Source organism: Isoptericola jiangsuensis (genome assembly GCF_048320105.1).
Classification (GTDB): Bacteria; Actinomycetota; Actinomycetes; order Actinomycetales; family Cellulomonadaceae; genus Isoptericola; species Isoptericola jiangsuensis_A.
In genome coordinates this window covers 3470779-3488245 of the sequence record NZ_CP182942.1, presented here as the reverse complement: position 1 = coordinate 3488245, position 17467 = coordinate 3470779, and the positions used below count along the sequence as shown (strand labels likewise).

General features: G+C 73.9%; 13 protein-coding genes. All 13 read right to left on the bottom strand.

The genetic code is table 11. The features are described 5' to 3' along the window. Positions 1-29: 29 nt before the first annotated feature. Complete coding sequence (locus tag ACNHYB_RS15880) at positions 30-2507, bottom strand: glycoside hydrolase family 65 protein (RefSeq protein ID WP_418276328.1); 2478 nt, start codon at positions 2505-2507, stop codon at positions 30-32. After that, entirely contained in the window at positions 2504-3247 is a 744-nt protein-coding gene (locus ACNHYB_RS15875; RefSeq protein ID WP_418276327.1) for an HAD family hydrolase, read from the bottom strand. Before ACNHYB_RS15875 ends, ACNHYB_RS15880 begins: the two co-directional genes overlap by 4 nt. Before the next feature lie 42 nt (positions 3248-3289). After that, positions 3290-4330, bottom strand: coding sequence for a hypothetical protein (locus tag ACNHYB_RS15870; RefSeq protein ID WP_418276326.1), 1041 nt, complete (start codon positions 4328-4330; stop codon positions 3290-3292). Beyond that, entirely contained in the window at positions 4327-5496 is a 1170-nt protein-coding gene (gene mnmA / locus ACNHYB_RS15865) for a tRNA 2-thiouridine(34) synthase MnmA (RefSeq protein WP_418276325.1), read from the bottom strand. The genes ACNHYB_RS15870 and mnmA overlap by 4 nt, the downstream gene beginning before the upstream one ends. After that, entirely contained in the window at positions 5493-6674 is a 1182-nt protein-coding gene (locus tag ACNHYB_RS15860) for a cysteine desulfurase family protein (RefSeq protein ID WP_418278085.1), read from the bottom strand. Before ACNHYB_RS15860 ends, mnmA begins: the two co-directional genes overlap by 4 nt. Positions 6675-6870: 196 nt before the next feature. Beyond that, positions 6871-9204: a PhoX family protein gene (locus tag ACNHYB_RS15855; RefSeq protein WP_418276324.1), complete on the bottom strand. Its 2334-nt coding sequence runs from the start codon at positions 9202-9204 to the stop codon at positions 6871-6873. Between the two features lie 147 nt (positions 9205-9351). Next, positions 9352-10425, bottom strand: a complete 1074-nt coding sequence (locus ACNHYB_RS15850) for a molybdenum cofactor biosynthesis protein MoaE (RefSeq protein ID WP_418276323.1) — start codon at positions 10423-10425, stop codon at positions 9352-9354. Further along, on the bottom strand, positions 10422-10865 hold the full coding sequence (gene moaC / locus ACNHYB_RS15845) for a cyclic pyranopterin monophosphate synthase MoaC (RefSeq protein ID WP_418278084.1): 444 nt from the start codon (positions 10863-10865) through the stop codon (positions 10422-10424). Before moaC ends, ACNHYB_RS15850 begins: the two co-directional genes overlap by 4 nt. A gap of 41 nt (positions 10866-10906) precedes the next feature. Beyond that, positions 10907-12181 carry a gephyrin-like molybdotransferase Glp gene (gene glp / locus ACNHYB_RS15840; RefSeq protein WP_418276322.1) on the bottom strand — a complete coding sequence of 425 codons (1275 nt, stop codon included), beginning with the start codon at positions 12179-12181 and terminating at the stop codon, positions 10907-10909. 73 nt (positions 12182-12254) lie between these two features. Next, the gene (locus tag ACNHYB_RS15835) at positions 12255-13352 is read right to left on the bottom strand and encodes a uroporphyrinogen-III synthase (protein ID WP_418278083.1); all 1098 of its coding nucleotides are present in this window, start codon (positions 13350-13352) and stop codon (positions 12255-12257) included. Positions 13353-13383: 31 nt separating this feature from the next. Further along, positions 13384-14178, bottom strand: coding sequence for a uroporphyrinogen-III C-methyltransferase (gene cobA, locus ACNHYB_RS15830; RefSeq protein WP_418276321.1), 795 nt, complete (start codon positions 14176-14178; stop codon positions 13384-13386). Position 14179: 1 nt separating this feature from the next. After that, positions 14180-14584 carry a nitrite reductase small subunit NirD gene (nirD, locus tag ACNHYB_RS15825; RefSeq protein ID WP_418276320.1) on the bottom strand — a complete coding sequence of 135 codons (405 nt, stop codon included), beginning with the start codon at positions 14582-14584 and terminating at the stop codon, positions 14180-14182. Beyond that, positions 14581-17289, bottom strand: a complete 2709-nt coding sequence (gene nirB, locus ACNHYB_RS15820) for a nitrite reductase large subunit NirB (RefSeq protein ID WP_418276319.1) — start codon at positions 17287-17289, stop codon at positions 14581-14583. Before nirB ends, nirD begins: the two co-directional genes overlap by 4 nt. Between the last annotated feature and the right edge of the window lie 178 nt (positions 17290-17467).

Sequence of the window (17467 nt, the reverse complement as noted above, 5' to 3'; positions counted from 1 at the left end):
GGACGCGAGGGCCCGGCCGGGGTGCCGGGTCAGGAGTGCGGGACCGTCGCGGTGATGAGCGTGCCGTCGTCACGGCGGTTGCCCGACAGCGCTCGCAGGCCGGGCCGGCCCGCCTTGACCGGTCCCTGGCCGTCGAGCACGACGCGGACCACCTCACCGGCCGCGACCCGCACCTCGGACCCCCGCACCGAGACGGTCGCGCCGTCGCCGGTCTCGGCCTCCAGCTCGAGGACGTCCGGGCGGACGGTGACCCGCAGCCGCGAGCCGTTCCACGTGATCCGGTAGGTGAGCGACTCCCAGCCCTGCGGGAGCCGCGGGTCGAACGCCAGCTCGCCGTCGTGGTCGCGCATGCCGCCGAACCCGCACACCAGCGCCGACCAGGTGCCGCCCGCCGAGGCGACGTGCACGCCGTCCGAGGCGTTCGCGTGCAGGTTCGCCAGGTCCACGAACAGCGCCGACAGGAAGTACTCCAGGGCGAGCTCGTGGTACCCGACCTCCGCGGCGATGATCGACTGCACGACGCCGGACAGCGTCGAGTCGCCCGTCGTCAGCGGGTCGTAGTACTCGAAGTTCGCGAGCTTCTCCTCGGGCGTGAAGTGCTGGCCCTGCAGGAAGAGCGCGAGCACGACGTCGGCCTGCTTGAGCACCTGGTAGCGGTAGATCACCAACGGGTGGTAGTGAAGCAGCAGCGGTCGCTTGTCCGCCGGGGTGCGCGCCAGGTCCCAGAGCTCACGCTCCAGGAAGTGGGAGTCCTGGGGATAGATGCCGATGCCCTCGGCGTACGGGATCGCCATCCGCTCGGCCGCGCGCCGCCACTCGGTGACCTCCGACTCCTCGAGCCCGAGGCGGTCGACCATGCGCGCGTGGTCCTGCGGGTACTCGCTGCGCATGTGCTCCACGACGAGGGCCGCGGCACGCAGGTTGAACCGCGCCATGACGTTCGTGAAGAGGTTGTCGTTGACCACGGTCGTGTACTCGTCCGGTCCCGTGACACCGTGGATGTGGAACTTGTCGTCGCCGTTGACCCGCCAGAACCCGAGGTCCTCCCACATGCGGGCCGTCTCCACGAGGATGTCCACGGCCTCCTTGCGCAGGAAGTCTGCGTCACCCGTCGCCCGCAGGTACTGCGCGAGCGCGTAGCTGATGTCGGCGTCGATGTGGTACTGCGCGGTGCCGGCGGCGTAGTAGGCGGACGCCTCCTCGCCGTTGATGGTGCGCCACGGGAACAGTGCGCCGCGCTGGGAGAGCTCACCGGCACGCTTCCGTGCCGCGTCGAGCATCTGGTAACGGAACCGCAGGGCGTTGCGCGCGTACCGGGGGCTCGTGTACGTCAGGAACGGCAGGACGTAGCCCTCGGTGTCCCAGAAGTAGTGCCCGCCGTAGCCGGACCCCGTCAGCCCCTTCGCCGGCACGCCGTTGCCCTCGGCGCGCGCCGTGGCCTGGGCGAGCTGGAACAGGTTCCAGCGGACCGCCTGCTGGATCTCCGGACGTCCGCCGATCTCGACGTCCGACCGGGCCCAGAAGTCGTCCAACCAGGCCCGCTGGTCGGCATGGCACGCCGCCACGCCCCTGTCGGTGACACGGTCCAGCGTGCGGCGGCAGCGGTCCACCAGCTCGCGCGACGGCACGCCGCGCGAGGTGTGGTACGCCACCGTCTTCGTCAGCCGGATGGGTCGGTTCGGCTCCGCCTTCACGCGGAACACGTGCTTGGCGAGGTCCTCGTCGACCTGGGTGCGCACGTCCCACTCGTTCTCGGTCTCGATCCGGTCGTCGGCCGCGACCGCCACCGTCATGCCCGAGTTGGTGCACCGGTAGGCCATCACGACACGCTCGTCGTCGCCCCACCGCGTCTGCGGCTGCAGCACCCGCTCGTTGAAACGCTCCGCCTTGCGCGGGTCGAAACCCTCGCCCAGGGAGGCGGCACGCACGTGGTACTCGTCCTGGCCGTCCTGCCGGTTGAGCACCTGGGACGAGATCGCGACCGGGGCGGCGGCGTCCAGCAGCGTCACCTCGAACGTCATCACGGCCAGGTGCCGCTCGACGAAGGAGACCATGCGCTCCGAACGGATCCGCACCCGCTTGCCCGACGGCGTGCGCCACAGCAGCTCGCGGCGCAGGATCCCGTCGCGCATGTCGAGCGCCCGCTCGTACTCGATCAGGTCCGCGACCGGCAGCAGCAGCGGCTCGTCGTCCACGTACAGCCGGATCACCTTGGCGTCCGGCAGGTTGACGATCGTCTGCCCGACCTTGGCGAACCCGTACGCCTCCTCGGCGTGACGGATCGGCCACGTCTCGTGGAACCCGTTGACGAACGTGCCGTGCGCGAAGGAGTCGCGCCCCTCCTCCACGTTGCCGCGCATGCCCAGGTAGCCGTTGGCGACGGCGAACAACGTCTCGGTGACACCCAGGTCGTCCGCCGAGTACTGCGTCTCGACGAGCCGCCACGGGTCCGCCGGGAACCGCTGGCGGTCGACCGAGTTCTGCTCGTCGTTGGTCTTGCGGATCACGCGTCACCTCCGTCGAGCACCGTCGCGTCGAGCACCGTCGCGTCGAGCTCGCCGAGGTCCGCCACGACGACGTCGGCACCGTGCTCGCGCAGCACGTCGGCACCCACCCCGCGGTCCACGCCCAGCACCAGCCCGAAGTCGCCGGCGGCACCGGCCTGGACACCGGAGATCGCGTCCTCGACGACGATCGCCTCCGCCTGCGCGACCCCGAGCAGCTCGGCGGCACGCTGGTAGGTGTCCGGTGCGGGCTTGCCGGCGATGCCCTCCCGGGAGGCCACGTTCCCGTCGACGACGACGGCGAACCGGTCGGCGATGCCGGCGGCGGCCAGCACGCTCGGTGCGTTGCGCGACGACGAGACGACGGCGACCTGGGCGCCCGCCGCGGTCACGGCGTCGAGGAAGCGGACGGAGCCGGGGTACGGGTCGATCCCCTCGGTCTCGAACATCCGGTTGACGATCTCGTCCTTGCGGTTGCCCAGCGCGCAGGCCGTGTCCTCGCCGGGGGCGTCCTCGGCGGTGCCGCGCGGCAGCTCGACCCCGCGTGAGGCGAGGAAGGTCGCCACGCCGTCGTACCGGGGCTTGCCGTCGATGTGGGCGAAGTAGTCGGCCGACGTGTACGGCGCGAGGCCGTGGGCCTGCGCGTACGGCTCGAAGAGGCGGGCCCAGGCACGCATGTGCACCTCGGCGGTGGGCGTCAGGACGCCGTCGAGATCGAAGAGCACGGCTCGCAGTTGAGGCATGCGGCCAGCCTACGCAACGTCACGCCGGGCTGGTGAAACGCCTCAGGCGTGGGCGCGTTCGGCGAGCGCCTCCGCGACCCGACCCAGGTCGGCCAGGAGCCCGCGATGCATGTCGGGCGTCCCGCCGACGGCGTGCCCGACACCGGCGCGCGGCGGCGCACCCAGGAGCGTGACGCCGTCGAGCTGCTCGAGCGGCAGGCCGATGCGGCGCCAGGGCACGCTCACGAGGTCCACGAGCTCGCCCAGCGCCGGGCCCGCGCACTGCGACACCTTCGCGGGCGGCAGCGCCGCCCACAGCGCGACGCCGCGCTCGGTCGCCCGGGCGAGGGTCTCCCAGAGCCGCTCGTCCCACCCGCCGAGCGTGACGGCCACGGCGTCCGCCCCGGCGACCACGGCAGGGACCACGGGCCCGCGGGTCGACCCGACGTTCACCACCGTGGTCGCGCCGGCGCCGCGGACGGCGTCGAGCACCGGCCGCAGGCCGTCGACGAGGTCGGGCCCGGGCACCGCGCGCAGGCGCGAGAAGCCGGAGAAAGTGGGCAGCACCCCCGCCCCGACCTGCGCCAGCATCGTCTCGTCGACCTGCACGACGACGTCGGCGCCGGGGACCCGCCGGCGGACCTCGGCCACGTGGTCGGCGACGCCGACCGCCAGCGCCTCGCCGAGCTCTCGCACGGCGCCGGCATCGCTCAGGACGCGGTCCCCGCGGGCGAGGTAGAGGTCCGCGGCGAGGGTCCACGGGCCCTGCACGCCGACGCTGAGGCGCCCGGTGTACCCGGAGGCGGCGATGGCGAGCGCCTCCACGTCCTCGCGCAGGAGGCTCTGGGCGCGGCGGCCGTCACCCCCGGCGTGGTCGGCGAGCTTCCAGCCGTGCGGGCCGAGCTCGGTGGGCAGGCCGGGCAGCAGCGCCGCGGTGCGACCGGTCGCGTCGGCGCCGGGGCCGCGCCCGGTGAGCTGGACGAGGAACGGGACGCCGTCGACGCCGGTCGGCAGGTCCGCGAGGTCGCCCAGCACCGTCATCTGGGCCTCGAGGACGTCGCCGTCCCCGCCGGGCCAGGGACCGGGTCCGCTGACGGCGGTCATCGGACCCCCTCCGCGACCTGGGACGCCCGGCTCGCGGCCCGGTAGGCGTCGTCGACGGTCGCCTGCCCGAGCACGCGGGTGCCCGCGTAGACGACGAGCGACTGCCCGGGTGCGACGCCACGCAGCGTCGCACCCGTGAGCTCGACCTCGACGGATCCCGCCCCGTCGTCGTCCCGCCCCGGCACGGCGCGCACCCGCGCCGCCACGGGTGCACCGTGCGCGCGGACCTGCACCTCGGCGTCGAACCACTGCCCCGGCGCGGCGAGCGCCGTGGGGCCGTCGAGGACGCCGTCGAACCAGAGGGCGAGCGAGGCGTCGACTCGGTCCACGCTGAGCAGCTCGGCCGGGCCCACGACGACCTGGTTGTCCGCGGGCCGGACCTCCAGCACGTAGCGGGGGCGGCCGTCCGCCGCGGGCCGGTCGATGCCGAGGCCCTTGCGCTGCCCGACCGTGTAGGCGTACGCGCCGTCGTGCTCCCCGAGCACGTCACCGGACGCGTCGACGATCTCGCCGGGCCTTGCGCCGAGACGGTCGCGCAGGAACCCCTGGGTGTCGCCGTCGGCGACGAAGCAGATGTCGTAGGAGTCGGGCTTGGCGCTGACCGAGAGCCCGCGCCGCTCGGCCTCGGCCCGGACCTCGTCCTTCGAGGCGAAGCCGCCCAGCGGGAAGATCGAGCGCCGCAGCCGCTCGGACCCCATCACGGCGAGCACGTAGGACTGGTCCTTGGCGTCGTTCGGGGAGCGGTGCAGCTCGCGCGTGCCGCCGTCGCCCTCCACGACCCGGGCGTAGTGCCCGGTGGCGACGGCGTCGAACCCGAGCGCGGTGGCCTTGTCGAGGAGCGCCTCGAACTTGATGTGCTCGTTGCAGCGCACGCACGGGTTGGGCGTGCGCCCGGCGGAGTACTCGGCAAGGAAGTCCGCGACGACGGTCTCCTCGAACGTCTCGGACAGGTCCCACACGTAGTAGGGGATGCCCAGCACGTCGGCGGCCCGCCGGGCGTCGCCGGCGTCCTCGATGGAGCAGCAGCCGCGCGACCCGGTGCGGAACTGGTCACGGTTGCGGCTCAGGGCCATGTGCACTCCGACGACGTCGTGCCCGGCCTCGACGGCGAGCGCGGCGGCGACGGCGGAGTCCACTCCCCCGGACATGGCGGCGAGCACCCTCATGCGGCACCACCCTGGCGGGCCGAGACGAGCCCGGCGGCACGCGCCCGGTCCACGACCTGCGGCAGCGCGGCGAGCAACCGGTCGACGTCCTCGGCGGTGGAGGTCGCGCCGAGCGAGAACCGCAGGGCGCCGCGCGCGTCGGCCTCCTCGACGCCCATGGCGAGCAGCACGTGGCTGGGCTGCGGCACCCCGGCCTGGCACGCCGACCCGGTGGAGGCCTGCACCCCCGCGGAGTCCAGCAGGTAGAGCAGGGAGTCGCCCTCGGCGCCGGGGAACGTGAAGTGCGCGTTGGCGGGCAGCCGGGCGGGGGTGCCCGACGGCGTGGACGCGGCCGGGTCCGGACCGCGCAGCACCGCCGACGGTGCGGCAGCCCGCACGCCCGCGACCAGGGTGTCGCGCAGCGCGCCGAGACGCTCCGCGCGCTCGGTGCGGGACCCCACGGCGTCGACCAGCGCGACGGCGAACGCCCGGATCGCGGCGACGTCCAGCGTCCCGGACCGTACGCCGCGCTCCTGACCGCCGCCGTGCGAGACGGCCTCCAGCGGCAGGTCGCGGCGGGCCAGCAGCGCGCCCACACCGACGGGACCGCCGAGCTTGTGGCCCGTGACCGTCAGGGCGTCGACACCGGAGGCGGCGAAGTCGACCGCGACCTGGCCGACGGCCTGGATGGCGTCGGTGTGCACGGGGACGCCGTGCTGGTGGGCGATGCGCACGACGTCCGCCACGGGCTGGATGGTGCCCACCTCGTTGTTGGCCCACATCACGCTGACGAGGGCGACTTCGTCGGCGTTCTCGGCCAGCTCGGCGCGCAGCGCGTCCAGGTCGACGAGGCCCTCGCCGTCCACGGGCAGCAGGGTGATCTCCGCGCCGGCGTGGCCTGCGAGCCAGAACGCCGGGTCGAGCACCGCGTGGTGCTCGACCGCCGAGACCAGGACACGTCGACGGCGCGGGTCCTGCGTGCGCCGGCCCCAGAAGACGCCCTTGACCGCGAGGTTGTCGGACTCGGTGCCCCCCGCGGTGAAGATCACCTCGCTGGGGCGCGCGCCGAGCGCCGCCGCGACCGACTCGCGGGACTCCTCCACCGCGCGCCGGGCGGCACGGCCCGCCGAGTGCAACGAGGACGCGTTGCCGGTGCGGCCCGCCTCGTCGACGAACGCCGCCAGCGCCGCCGGCGACATGGGTGTCGTGGCGGCGTGGTCGAGGTAGGCGCCGGGGCTCGGGGACGTGGTCACGATCATCAAGTCTACGAACCACCGTCCACCCCGGATCCATCCCGCCGCCCGGACGCGGTCCGAGCCGTGCGCCGCACGACCAGGGCTCCCGGGGAGGCGCGTCGGACGCACCTGCCCGGGAGCCCTGGTTCAGCCCCGATCGTCAGCCGCGGGACTGCTCCCCCGACCAGCGGCGGCTCGGCCGGTTGGTCGAGCCGGTGCCGCGGCCACCACGGGAGTAGCGGAACGGGCCCGGACCGTCGTGGTCGTCGCTGCCGTCGCGACGGTCGCCGTCCTTGTCACGCCCACCGCCACGGCCGTCCTCCCACCACTTCCAGTCGTCGTGCCGGTGCCACTTCTCCCACCACTTCTTACCGGCGTCGGTGGGGTACACCTGGACGGTCGACGGCCGCGCGCCGCGCCACGCACCGGCGGGTGCCTGCTCGTCCGGCCCCAGGTAGTCGGGGAAGAAGGACGTCTGCGCGCCCCACTCGCCGTCGTCGCCCGGGTGCTGGACGTTGACGTACGCCATCGAGTCGCGCAGGTCGAGCACCGGCCCGCACGTCTCCCCGCCGCGCGGGACGGCGAGGAACTGCTCCACCTTGCCGCGCTCACGCCCGGTGAGGGTGACCTTGAACAGGCCGTCGCACTTCTGGATCGACGACGGCTGGCCGTCGGTGGAGATCCAGAGGTTGCCGTCCTGGTCGAACGCGACGTTGTCGGGGCAGGAGATCGGCGAGACCTTCTCCGGCGGGAACCCGGAGAAGTAGGTCGAGCCGTTCACCGCGGGGTCGCCCGCCACGAGGAGCAGGTTCCAGCGGAACGACGTGGCCGTCTGGTCACCCCGGTCCTCGATGATCTCCACGACGTGCCCGTCACGGTTCGAGCTGCGCGGGTTCGCCTCGTCCGCCGCCGGGTCGGACCCCGTCCCACGGTTGGAGTTGTTGGTGCACGCCACGTAGACGCGTCCCGTGTACGGGTTGGGCTCCACGTCCTCCGGGCGGTCCATCTTGGTGGCGCCGACGGCGTCGCCGGCCAGGCGCGTGAACATCAGGACCTCCGCGACCGACATCCCGTCGACCCGCGACCTGCCGTCGACGACCAGCGGCAGCCACGTGCCCCGACCGTCGAACGACCCGTCGGAGGGCAGCGCGCCGCTGCCGTCGATCTCCGACGCCGGGGAGTCGCCGTCGAACCGCGCGACGTACAGGTCGCCCTCGCTCAGCAGCGTCTTGTTGTGGCGGCGGGCCGACGCGCTGCTGCCCCGGCGCATCCGGTTCTTCGAGACGAACTTGTAGACGTAGTCGAACCGCTCGTCGTCACCCATGTAGACCACGGCACGGTCGTCGCGGGACATGATGACGTTCGCGCCCTCGTGCTTGAAGCGGCCGAGCGCCGTGTGCTTCACCGGGGTCGAGTCCGGGTCGTACGGGTCGAGCTCCACGATCCAGCCGAAGCGGTGGTTCTCGTTCTCGTAGCCGGCGTTGTTGCCGTCGAAGCGCGGGTCGTCCAGCTCCCAGCCGTACCCCGTGGCGGCGTCGCGCAGGCCGTAGCGGTCATCGCGCGGGTCCTCGCCGTTCACCCGCAGGTAGCCGTGGAAGTTCTCCTCGCCGGAGACCACGGTGCCCCACGGCGTCGTGCCGCCGGCGCAGTTGTTCAGCGTGCCGAGGACCTTGCGGCCCGTCGGGTCCGCGACGGTCTTCATCAGGTCGTGCCCGGCGGCCGGACCGTCGATCGCGAACGCGGTGTCCAGGTGGATGCGCCGGTTGAGGCGCGCGATGCGGTCGTACTCCCAGGGCATGCCCTCGGCGTCGCGGCGCAGCTCCACCACGGACATGCCGTGGGCCGCCCGCTCGATCGCGCGCCGGGTGGCGTCGTCGTAGGACTCGTCGAACATGATGTACGGGTTGGTGTACTCGTGGTTCGAGACCAGCACGCCATGCTTGCCGCGCCGCACCTCGACCATCGACTCGATGTGCTTCGGGTCGCTCGGCAGGATGTCGAGGTAGTCGCAGTTGTAGCCGAACTGCTTCTTCTGCTGCTCCGGCGTCTGGCGCAGCGGGTCGAAAGCGCGCCCGCCGGGCATGATCGGGTCGCCCCAGCGGATGATCGGCGACCACTCGTACCCCTCGGGCACGGTGAAGTCGTCGACGTCCGCGGCGACCGCGTCGATGGCGTCGAAGGCGAGGCCCTTGCCGTGACCACCGCCCCACCCCCAGCCCGTGCTCGTGGCCGCGCCGGCAGGCTGGGCGCCGAGCACCTCGGCGCCCACGACGACGGCGGCCGCGGCCGCGGCCGCCCCGCCGAGCATCACCCGGCGGGTCAGGGCGCGGGAGGCGACGTCACGGAAGTACTCGTTGGCGCTCTCGTTGGGAGCCGGGTGCGCGCAGGCGTCGGCGCACTTGAGCCGGCAGGTCGCCGCGGACCGCTTGCCGCGGGCGTAGTGAGGGGTGCTCGCGACCGGCAGCAGCGGGCGCGAGTCAGGGGCGATCGTCATCGGTGGCACTCCTGTGGGGGTGGGCCGGGGGGACTCACCGAACCTAGGAATGCCACGTGGACGCCGTCCGACGCCGGACCGACAGCGCGGTGAACTCCCGATGACACGCAGCCGCGAGCGCGCTGGTCGTGGGCTGGGAGCGCCGGATCAGCCGAGCGAGGCCACCCACTCGCTGGTGCCGTCGGTGAAGCCCTGCTCCTTCCAGATCGGCACCTGCGCCTTGAGCTCCTCCACGAGCTCGCCGGCGCACGTGAACGCCGCCTGGCGGTGACCGGAGGCGACCGCGGCGACGACCGCCACGTCCCCGATCCTCAGGTCGCCGACGCGGTGCACGACGGCGGTGCGCACCCGGTCCCCCGTCGCCGCGGCCGTGCGGCGGGACACCCGCTCGGCGACCTCGGTGAGGATGCGGGCGGCGTCGGGGTGCGCCTCGTAGTGCAGCGCGGTGACACCGCGCCCCTCGTCGTGGTCGCGCACGTAGCCGGCGAAGGTCGCCACGGCACCGCAGGCGTCGTCGCGCACGAGGTCGCTCAGCTCGGTCACCAGGGCGTCGAGCGGCGCGTCGACGACGTCGGCGCGCAGCACCTGCGCCGCTTCCTCGCCCGGCCCCTCGTCCCGTCCCTCGTCCCGCGAGGTCGTACCGCGTGCCGCGCGGTGGTGCTCCGGGGGTGCTGCCCCGGTGCCTGCGGTACGACCGGGCGAGGGGTGGACGGGGGCACCGGCCGGGTGGTCGCCGCCGGCGAGCTGGTCGACGGCGTGCGGCAGCACGTCGGCGAGCGCGTCGAGGCCGTCGCGGACCCCTCCGACGGAACCGGGAAGGTTGACCACCAGGGTCCGCCCGGCGAGGCCCGCGACCCCCCGGGACAGCGCGGCCGCCGGCACCACCTTCTTGGCGGGATCGGTCGGCGCGAGCGAGCGCGCCCGCACCAGCTCGGCCACGCCCGGCACCTCACGGTCCAGCACGGCGCGCGTCATCTCCGGCGTGCAGTCCGACGGCGCGATCCCCGTGCCGCCGGAGGTGACGATCACGTCCGGGGCGCCGTCGTCGGCCGCGAGCAGCGAGCGCAGCGCGTCGCGCACCGGCTCGCCGTCGGGCACCACCACGACGGGCGCGACGTCCCAGCCGCGGTCGGCGAACCAAGCCGCGGCGGCGACCCCGGAACGGTCCTCGTAGACCCCCGCGGCGGCACGGTCGGAGGCGACGACGACGGCGGCCCTCACGCCTGCTCCCACGTCCAGTCGCCCGACTTCCCGCCGGACTTGGCCACGACCTCGATGTCGGTGAGGACGGCGGCCTTGTCGACGGCCTTGATCATGTCGTACAGCGTGAGCCCCGCGACGGTCACGGCGGTGAGCGCCTCCATCTCGACGCCGGTGCGTCCGGTGGTCCGCACGGTCGCGGTGATCTCGACGGTCCCGGCGCCGTCGTCGGAGGGCACCACGTCGATCTCGACGCCGGAGAGGGGCAGCGGGTGGCACAGCGGCACGAGGTCCGGGGTGCGCTTGGCGCCCATGATCCCCGCGATGCGGGCCGTGGCGATCGCCTCGCCCTTGGGGAGCCGGCCGGACGCGATCTGCTCGACGACGTCCGGACGGGTGCGCAGCACGCCGCGCGCGGTGGCCTGACGCCGGGTGACGTCCTTGGCGGAGACGTCGACCATGTGGGCCGCACCGTCGTCGCGGTAGTGGGACAGGTCGCTGCTCAACGGAACTCCCAGTGGTCGACGGCGTCGCCCGCCTCGAGACGGCTGACGCCGGGTGGTAGGTGCACCAGGAGCGTAGCCGCCGCCAGGTGGGCCAGGAGGTGGGATCCCGGCCCGCCGACCATCACCACGCGGCCGTCGGCGTCCAGGCGGCCACGGCGCACCTGGTGCAGGTGCGCGGGCGAGTCGACGGCCTCTGCCAGCGGGGCCCGGCCGGCCGGCCGGTGCGCCGGCGTCGAGCCCGTGGCTGCGGCCAGGACGGGACGCAGGAACAGCTCGAAGGAGACCAGCGCGCTGACCGGGTTGCCGGGGAACGCGACCAGCGGCACCTGACGCCCACCGCCCACGGTGATCGTGCCCAGGCCCTGCGGGCCACCCGGCTGGACGGCGACGTGCCCGAACCAGGCGTCCGTGAGGGTCTGGCGGACCACCTCGTAGGCGCCCGCGGAGACGCCACCGCTGGTGACCACCAGGGCGACGTCGTCGGGCGCCCGGGTCAGGACGCCGCGCAGGGCGGCCGGGTCGTCCGGGACGATGCGGTGCGTGACCCGGCAGCCGATCTCGCCCAGCGCAGCGGCCAGCATGGTCCCGTTGGCGTCGTAGAGCTGTGCCGGCCCGAGCGGCTCGCCCGCGCGGACGAGCTCGGAACCGGTGGAGACCAGCAGCACGTGCGGCGCCTCGGCGACCACGACCGCCTCGACGCCGGCCGCGACCAGCACGCCGAGCTGCGCCGGACCGAGCACCGTGCCCGCCGGCACGAGGACGTCACCCGCGGTGACGTCGGACCCGGCCGGGCGCACGAACGTGCCCGGCGTGATCGGCGCGGTGAACCGCACCGTGGCCGGCGTCCCCGGGTCGGGGAAGACGGGCGGGGAGGCGTCCTCGATCTTCACCACGCCGTCCGCGCCGAGCGGGACCGGCGCGCCCGTCATCACCGGCGCCGCCGTGCCGGCGAGCAGCGGGGGCGGCTGCGTCCCCGCCGGCACCGGCGCCGCGACGCCCAGCGCGACCGGGTCCGACGCCGTCGCACCGGCGAGGTCCGCGGCACGCACGGCGTAGCCGTCCATCTGGGAGTTGTCGAAGCCCGGCAGGTCCGCCGCGGCGACGGCGTCGGCCGCCGTGAGGCGGACCGCGCCCGGGCGTCCCGCCGGCGTCAGCAACGACGCCACGGGCACCTGCACCATCCGCCGGCCCGCCGTCAGCGCCCGACCCACGACGTCGCGCACGGCTTCCTGGTGCCGCTCGACCGGCCGTCGCGGTGTCTCGTGATCCACCCCTGAACCCTACGGCGCCGAGGGCGTGCGCCCACGGTCCGGGTGGATCACGCGCACGTCCCGCTCGATGGTCTCAGGAGTGCGCGAGCTCGAGGCGGTAGCCTCGCTTGACGACCGTCTTGACGAGGTCGCGCCGGCCGGTCGCCTCGCGCAGCCGCGCCACCGTGACCTCGACGGCGTGGCCGTCCCGGGAGATGCCGGGCAGCACGTCGAGCACCTGGTCCCGGGAGACGACGTCCCCGCCGGCGGCGGCGAGCAGGCGCAGCACCTCGACGCCGGTCGGCGACAACGGCAGCACCTGCCCGTCGAGCACGGCCACGCGCGCCCGGATCACCAGCGGCCCGGCCACCGTGCCGAGCGCCACCGAGTCGGCGTCCTCGTAGTGCCCGACCAGGGCACGCACCAGCGCGCCGAGCCGCCCGCGCTCGGGCTCCAGCGGCTCCACGCCGCGTCCGACGAGGGGGCGGGACGTCACCGGGCCGACGGAGGCGGCCACCATCTCGCCGGTCGTGAACCGCGACAGGACCTCGTCGAGCACGCCGGCCGACTCGACCGCCTGCATCCACGCCTCCGCGCCGGGCGCCGACGTGAACACCACGGCGTCGATCTCACCGGCCGCTGCGGCACGCACCGACGCGGCGACCGCCTCGGGGTCCGGTGCCGGGCCCCAGCGGTACACGACCAGCGGGGACACCCGGCCGCCGGCCTTGGCGAACACCTCGTCCAACCCGTCGGCACCGGCCCCGTGGTGCTGGATCGCGATGTGCAGCCCCTGCACGCCCTCGCTGAGCAGCACCTCGGCGACCTCCGCCGACGTCTCGGACTCCGCGACCCAGTCGGCGCCGAGCCCGGCCGCCTGCACCGCGCCGCGCGCCTTCGGCCCGCGGGCGACGATGCGGGCACCGTCCAGCACGCCCAGCAGGTCGTCCGCCAGGCCGTGCGCGTCCGCCGCCTCGATCCACGCCCGGAAGCCGACACCGGTGGTCGCGACGACGACGTCGGGAGGGTCGTCGATGAGGCGGGCGGTCGCGTCGACGAGCGTGTCGTCGTCCACGTGCGGGACCATGCTGAGGGCGGGCGCGTGCCGGATGGTGGCCCCGCGACGTTCGAGCGCCGCGGCGAGCTCGCCGGAACGCCGGTCCGCCGTGACCAGCACCGTGCACCCCGCCATGACCTGCCCGAGTCCCGGTCTCGCCGAGGTCTCAGGCACGCGCGGCTCCTGGGCGCCGTCCGCTGTCCCCACTCACACCCTCCAGAAGTCCTTCTGCGGCCACGTCCCCGATCACGATCACGGCCGGAGCGCGCACACCGACCTCGTCGGCACGCTTGGCCGCCAGGTCGAGCGCGGCCCGCGTGACCCGTTGTTCCGGCGTGGACCCCTTCTCCACGATCGCCACGGGGGTGGCCGGATCGGCACCGGCGTCGAGCAGGCGGCTCACGATCGCCGGGAGCGAGGACACCCCCATGAGGATCACCAGCGTAGCCGTCCGCAGCGTGACGCAGGACACGGCCGTGTCGTCGAGCTCCTGCTCACCGCTGCGGGTGTGCGCCGTGACGACGTGGAACGCCGTCGTCGTCCCGCGGTGCGTGACCGGGATCCCCGCGAGCGCCGGGACGGACAGCGCGGACGACACCCCGGGCACGACCTCGACGGCCACGCCCGCCGCCGTGCAGGCCGCGTACTCCTCGCCGCCGCGGCCGAACACGAACGGGTCGCCGCCCTTGAGCCGCACGACGTGGCGTCCGCGTCGTGCGTGCTCGACCAGCAGGTCGTTGATGCCGTCCTGCGCCACCTTGTGCTTGCCGGGTGCCTTGCCGACGTCGATCACCTCGACGTCGGGGCCGAGGTCGTCGAGCACCTCGAGCGGCACGAGCCGGTCGTGGACGACGACGTCGGCGCGGGCGATCGCCCGCCAGGCACGGTAGGTGAGCAGGTCGGCCGCGCCGGGGCCCGCCCCGACGAGGGTGACGCGCCCCGGCGCCGGCGGCGCGGTCATCTCAGCTCAGCCCCACGTGCACGACGCCGTCGCGGACCTCGGCGGCGAAGTGCTCCAGGTGGACGCCGTGCCCGGGCCTGGAGGTCTTGCCCCCGGACTCGAGGCACTCGCCGGAGCGGAGCGCGAAGACCTGCTTGTAGACGGGCGAGGCGACGGTCGGCTCCTCGCCCCGGGTCCCGACGATGCCGCGGGACATCACGTGGGCGCCCGAGTAGGGGTCGAAGTTCGACACGGCGTGGACCGAGTCGTCCAGGAGGCGGAACACCGCGACCTGCACGTCGGTGCCGTCCTCGCGGCGGAGCAGCGCGGCCGCACCCCGTTCGGGGACGAGGTCGTCGAGCCGGCAGACGGCGCGCCAGGTCGCCACAGCGGTCACGGGGGCCTCCGGTTCGGTGAGGGCGCTCATGCGCGGACCTCCAGCGTGGGGCCGGCCACGAGGACGGGGCCGACGAGCTCGGGATCGACCGGGCCGGCAGGACCGGCCGCGATCTCGTCAGGGGTGGCGGGACGCTTCTGGCCGCGCTCGGGCACGTAGGCCAGCGTCGGGTCGGGCGTGGTGGGGGCGTTGACGAAGGAGCTGAAGCGGGCCAGCTTCTCCGGGTCCTCCAGGACCGCCTTCCACTCGTCCTCGTAGTCCTCGACGTGCTTCGCCATCGCCGCGTCGAGGTCGGCGCCGATGCCGAGCGAGTCCTCCATGACGACCTCGCGGATCGCGTCGAGCCCGCCCTCGTACTCCTCGACCCAGGGCGCGGTGCGCTGCAGGCGGTCCGCGGTGCGGATGTACAGCATGAGGAACCGGTCGATGGTGCGCAGCATCGTCGGGGTGTCGAGGTCCTCGGCGATGAGCTGGGCGTGCTTGGGCGTCTGGCCGCCGTTGCCGCCGACGTAGACGTTCCAGCCCTTGTCGGTGGCGATGACGCCGACGTCCTTGCCGCGCGCCTCGGCGCACTCGCGGGCACAGCCCGAGACACCCATCTTCAGCTTGTGCGGCGAGCGCAGGCCGCGGTAGCGCAGCTCCAGCTCGACCGCCATGCCGACGGAGTCCTGGACGCCGTAGCGGCACCAGGTCGAGCCCACGCAGGACTTCACGGTGCGCAGCGACTTGCCGTACGCGTGGCCGGACTCGAACCCGGCGTCCACCAGGCGCCGCCAGATGTCGGGCAGCTGCTCCACCCGGGCGCCGAACATGTCGATGCGCTGGCCGCCGGTGATCTTGGTGTACAGGCCGAAGTCCTTGGCGACCTGCCCGACCACGATGAGCCCCTCCGGGGTGACCTCGCCGCCGGGCATGCGCGGGACCACCGAGTAGGTGCCGTCCTTCTGCATATTGGCGAGCATGTGGTCGTTCGTGTCCTGCAGGGTGGACTGCTCGCCCGCCAGGATGTGGCCGTTGCCGAGGGAGGCCAGGACGGAGCCGACGACCGGCTTGCAGATGTCGCAGCCGCGCCCGGCGCTGGTGGCGCCCTCGGGCACCACGCCGAACCGCTCGATGATGTCGCTGAACGAGTGCAGGTCCGCGACGCGCACGGCGTCGAAGAGCTGGGCCCGGGTCATCTCGAAGTGCTCGCACAGGGCGTTCGAGACCTCGATGCCCGCGCGGGTCATCTCCGTCTCGGTGATCTTCTTGACCAGGGGCAGGCAGGCGCCGCAGGTGGTGCCGGCCCGGGTGCAGGTCTTGACCTCGCCCACCGAGGTGCAGTCGTGCTCGGTGACGGCGCCACGGATCGCGCCGGCCGAGACGTTGTTGCAGGAGCAGACGTTCGCCTCGTCGGGCAGCTCCAGGTCCGGGGCCCCGCCGGTGCCCTCCGGCAGGAGGAACGCGGCCGGGTCGCCGGGCAGCTCCGCGCCGAGCATGGGCCGCAGGGAGGCGTACGGGGTGGCGTCCCCGACGAACACGCCGCCCAGCAGCGTGCGCGCGTCGTCGGACATGACGAGCTTCTTGTAGACGCCGGCCGTGGGGTCGGCCCAGACGATCTCGATGCAGTCCTCGGTGCGGCCGTGCGCGTCACCGAAGGAGGCGACGTCGACACCGGAGAGCTTGAGCTTCGTGGCCGTGTCCGCACCGGGGAACTGAGCGGCACCGCCGAGGAGCTGGTCCACGACGACCTCGGCCATCGTGTTGCCCGGCGCGACCAGGCCGATGCAGCGGCCCTCGATGCAGGCGACCTCGCCGATGGCCCAGACGTGCGGGTCGGCGGTGCGGCAGGTGAGGTCGACGACGGCGCCACCGCGCTCGCCGACCTCGAGGTCCGCGGCGCGGGCGAGCTCGTCGCGGGGACGCACGCCGGTGGCCACGACGACCACGTCGACGTCGAGGCGCCCGCCGTCGGCGAAGTCCAGCCGCCCGACGTGCCCGGTGCGCCGGTGCGGCTTCATCTGGCTGGTGGCCGTCTCGGCCCGCACCGAGATGCCCTTGTCGTTGATGAGGCGCTTGAGCGCCTGCCCGCCGCCCAGGTCGACCTGCACACCCATCAGGTGCGTGCCGAACTCGATGACGGTCGCCTGGGCACCGAGCGCCTTGAGGGCGCCGGCGGCCTCCAGGCCGAGCAGACCACCGCCGATGACGGCGCCGCGGATCGGCTTCTCGACGACCCCGCCGCGGGTCTCGACCCGGCCGGCCTCGCGCTTGGTCTCGACCCAGCCCCGCAGCTCGGCGACGTCGTCGATGGTGCGGTAGACGAACACGCCGGGCAGGTCGTTGCCAGGGATGGGCGGCATCGCGGCGTTGGAGCCGGTGGCCAGCACCAGCTCGTCGTAGGCGTGCACCCGGCCGAGGCGGTCGGTGACCGTCCTGGCCTCGCGGTCGATCGAGGTGATCTTGCAGTCGCGGTGCAGGTCGACCAGGGGGTCGTCCCACAGGGCCGGGTCGCCGAGGGTGAGCTCCTCGGGGTCACGGACCTCGAAGTAGCGCGTCAGACCGACGCGGTCGTAGGGCTTGCGCGGTTCCTCGGCGAAGAGGCTGACGCGCCACTCGCCGGCGGTGTCGCGGGCGCGCATGGCCTCGACGAAGCGCTGCGCGACCATGCCGCCGCCGACGACGACGACGTGACGCCGGGTGTCGGTGGGTGCGGCGTCGGTGGGCCGGACCGTGGTGGGGGGCTCGCTGGTCATGGGCACGACACTAGGAAGCAGGCGTGACCGCCCCGTCAGAGGGCGGTTACCCCACGGGAACATCTTGCTCACTCGGACGTCAGAATCCGTGAGAGAAGGACGTCACACGGGCGCGGGCCCGGACAGACCGGTGCGCCCGACGGCGAGGGGCTCGTCGGGCGCACCGGGGTTCGTGGGC

Bases quoted from the DNA above. Each gene is read 5' to 3' on its own strand.
- ACNHYB_RS15875 (WP_418276327.1), bottom strand. From the start codon at position 3,247: ATGCCTCAACTGCGAGCCGTGCTCTTCGATCTCGACGGCGTCCTGACG.
- ACNHYB_RS15870 (WP_418276326.1), bottom strand. From the start codon at position 4,330: ATGACCGCCGTCAGCGGACCCGGTCCCTGGCCCGGCGGGGACGGCGAC.
- mnmA (WP_418276325.1), bottom strand. From the start codon at position 5,496: ATGAGGGTGCTCGCCGCCATGTCCGGGGGAGTGGACTCCGCCGTCGCC.
- ACNHYB_RS15860 (WP_418278085.1), bottom strand. From the start codon at position 6,674: ATGTCGCCGGCGGCGCTGGCGGCGTTCGTCGACGAGGCGGGCCGCACC.
- ACNHYB_RS15855 (WP_418276324.1), bottom strand. From the start codon at position 9,204: ATGACGATCGCCCCTGACTCGCGCCCGCTGCTGCCGGTCGCGAGCACC.
- moaC (WP_418278084.1), bottom strand. From the start codon at position 10,865: ATGGTCGACGTCTCCGCCAAGGACGTCACCCGGCGTCAGGCCACCGCG.
- ACNHYB_RS15835 (WP_418278083.1), bottom strand. From the start codon at position 13,352: ATGGCGGGGTGCACGGTGCTGGTCACGGCGGACCGGCGTTCCGGCGAG.
- cobA (WP_418276321.1), bottom strand. From the start codon at position 14,178: ATGACCGCGCCGCCGGCGCCGGGGCGCGTCACCCTCGTCGGGGCGGGC.
- nirD (WP_418276320.1), bottom strand. From the start codon at position 14,584: ATGAGCGCCCTCACCGAACCGGAGGCCCCCGTGACCGCTGTGGCGACC.
- nirB (WP_418276319.1), bottom strand. From the start codon at position 17,289: ATGACCAGCGAGCCCCCCACCACGGTCCGGCCCACCGACGCCGCACCC.